The sequence below is a fragment of the uncultured Limnohabitans sp. genome (assembly GCF_937889215.1).
Taxonomy (GTDB): Bacteria; Pseudomonadota; Gammaproteobacteria; order Burkholderiales; family Burkholderiaceae_C; genus Limnohabitans_A.
Genome location: NZ_CALBEX010000476.1, coordinates 1 through 2803, shown reverse-complemented (window position 1 = coordinate 2803; position 2803 = coordinate 1). Strand labels below are relative to the sequence as shown.

At 58.0% G+C, this 2803-nt stretch carries 1 protein-coding gene and 1 pseudogene; one reads left to right on the top strand and one right to left on the bottom strand.

All coding sequences use genetic code 11. The features are described 5' to 3' along the window. Positions 1 to 140: 140 nt before the first annotated feature. A complete protein-coding gene (locus tag Q0341_RS11945; protein ID WP_299513589.1) occupies positions 141 to 1238 on the bottom strand; it encodes a substrate-binding domain-containing protein in 1098 nt (365 codons plus the stop codon). A 351-nt stretch (positions 1239 to 1589) separates the two neighbouring features. On the opposite strand from Q0341_RS11945, the pseudogene Q0341_RS11940 reads away from it, so the two are divergent. Further along, positions 1590 to 2803 (top strand): annotated as a pseudogene (locus Q0341_RS11940) (NAD(P)H-dependent oxidoreductase subunit E); the annotation flags it as partial.

Sequence of the window (2803 nt, the reverse complement as noted above, 5' to 3'; positions counted from 1 at the left end):
CATGGAGGAGGGTGTGGTCATGGCCTTGCGCGACATCGCGAAAAGCGCCGGTCTTGATTGGGCAGCCATCGGTGTCGCTCTCAAAAAAGAAGGCCGTTTGCACCTCGAAACGTATTGACCTGCTTTGGCGGGTCAGTGGGTCATTTGGCCGGTGGGGCGCGAAGGTCAAAAGAATCCGGAAAGGCTTCCTGCAGAGTTTGCACTTGGCCGCAATGCTCAGCTGAATAGCCGGCCAGCGCGTTGACCGATTGCTTGAATTCGGAGCTGTGGAGGATTTGGAGCACCGCTTGCAGATGGGGTGTCACCAAGTCCGCCTTGTTGCACACAAGAAAGTAGCGCTCGGTGGCCAGGGGCACGAAGTCCAGATGGAAGCGCCGTGAAGGGGTTTCAACCCCCAAACCCACGTCGGCCATGCCGCTGGCCACAAAGGCGGCCACTGCAGCGTGTGTGAACTCGCTTTGGTTGAAACCATGGAGCTTGGCCGGATCGATGCCGGCCTTCTTCAGAAAACACTCCAACAAGAAGTAAGTGCCCGAGCTGGGTTGCCGGTTGATGAAGCGCACGCCCGGCTTGGTGAGGTCGTTGATGCCATAAATTTCGAGGGGGTTGCCTTGGGCAACCATGAGGCCTTGTCGGCGTGTGGCCACGTGGATGATCTGGCTTTTTTGGGGGTCCAGCCACTTGGCGTAATGCTGAAAAGCCAAGTCTTCAAACTCACCCAAAGGAATGTGAAAACCGGCCAACGCACAGTGGCCCTCATAAAGCGAGGCGGCGGACTCTTGGCTGCCCACATAACGCCGTTCCACGTTGTGGCCTTGCTTGACCAAGAGCTCGATCAATTTTTCGATTGCAAAGCCATGGCTGGCATGCACCTTCAAGATGTCTTTTTCGGCGGTCATGATTTTGGCGAGCTCTGTTTCCAACTCTGAGGCCAAGGTTTCCAGCATGGGTGTCAGCCGGGCGGTGATGCGGTGACCTGCCCAGACCAGTTTTTCAGCCACCGGCGTCAAGGAGGACCCCTTGCCCCTTTCCATGTTGAGCAAGGGCATGCCGAGCTGCGATTCGCCTTGCCGAATCAGATTCCAGGCGTGCCGATAAGAGCTGCCCGTGACCTTGCAAGCTCCCGACAAACTGCCGTGTGCCTGCACATCGGCCAACAAGTCAAGCACCCGGTGCGCGAGGACCTGCCCAGAGTCGTCACGGATAGACCATTCGGGTTTGATGGAAACTTTATGCATTGAATTGCTTATTAATAGGCTGAAAGATGCATATTAAACCGAATGCAAAAAAGCGTTTTCCCCCGAGTAAATGCCTAATTTTCGGGTGATACTTGTATTTTTTCCTGAGTCAAAATTGTGCTCCCAGGATATATGCAGAAGATCGTGTTTGCGGGGCCATGCAACGTACCAAGGGGCGCAGCCCGACGGCCGAGCCAGGCCGTGTGAGGCCTCAAGGTGCCCGCGCCTTGTGCTTTTTGCATCACCCGGTCTCGGCGCATTTTCCAAGGACGCAGTCGCAAGCGCTTGCGGTTGTCGGGTTTCTCATTTCAGTTTTCTCCTGCGGGAACGCAGGTCTTCCATCGAAGTGCCATGCCAACATCACCCAAAACAGCCAACCCTTCGGACGCGACAGTCGCCTTCGCTTCCGTGGACGACATGCGTCAGCGCATTCGCATGAAAAGCAAACTCAAAGGCCGTCAGACCGACGATGCCGCATTACAAGAGCTTCGTGTGTTGCTGGGCCATGGGCCGCACCGGCGTGATTTGCTGATTGAAAATTTGCACCTCCTCAATGACCACTTTGGGGGCTTGCATGAGCGCTACATGGTGGCTTTGGCCAAGGAGATGAACATCCCGATGGCCGAGGTCTATGAAGTGGCGACTTTTTACCACCACTTCGAAGTGATTCGGGGCGATGACGCGGCACCCGGGCTGACTGTTCGCGTGTGCGACGGGCTCAGCTGTGAACTCGCCGGTGCGCAGGCACTGCTGACCCAATTGCCGGCCATTTTGGGGCGTGACGATGTGCGGGTCATTGCTGCGCCTTGTATCGGTCGGTGTGAGCAAGCGCCAGCCGTGGTGGTGCACCAGCATCCGGTGCTGTTTGCCACCACCGCATCGGTGCAGGAGGCCGTCAAGGCCGGTCAGACCCTTCACCCGCGTGCCCAAGACCATGCCCAATTTGACGCCTCTGCACAGGCTGAGCAATCGGTGTCCCCGACAACGCAGGCGGTGCCTCCGTCGCCCGACTATGTGGGGTTGCAAGCCTACCTCGCGCAAGGGGGTTATGCCTTGGCCAAGGCTTTGGCTTCAGGCCAGCAAGATCCACAAGCCGTTCTCCAAGCCATGGAGGATTCAGGCTTGCGTGGCCTTGGTGGCGCAGGCTTTCCGGCCGGGCGCAAATGGCGCATCGTGCGCGACCAAATGGCGCCCAAACTGATGGCCGTGAACATCGATGAAGGCGAGCCGGGCACTTTCAAGGACCGCACTTATCTGGAACGCGACCCCCACCGTTTCTTGGAGGGCCTGCTGGTGGCTGCGCAAGTGGTGGGCATTGATGCTTGCTACATTTATTTGCGCGACGAATACCATGGCTGCCGCGCTTTGTTGGCAGCGGAATTGGCCAAATTGCAAGCCAACCCACCTTGCCCATTGCCCTTGATCGAGTTGCGCCGAGGTGCGGGGGCCTACATTTGTGGCGAAGAGTCCGCCATGATCGAGAGCATTGAGGGCAAGCGCGGTGAGCCGCGCATGCGCCCCCCCCTATATCGCCCAAGTGGGGCTGTTCGGTCGGCCCACCTTGG

What these genes read in the sequence shown, in the direction of transcription:
- Q0341_RS11945 (WP_299513589.1), bottom strand. Translation starts at nt 1,238, where the DNA reads ATGCATAAAGTTTCCATCAAACCCGAATGGTCTATCCGTGACGACTCT.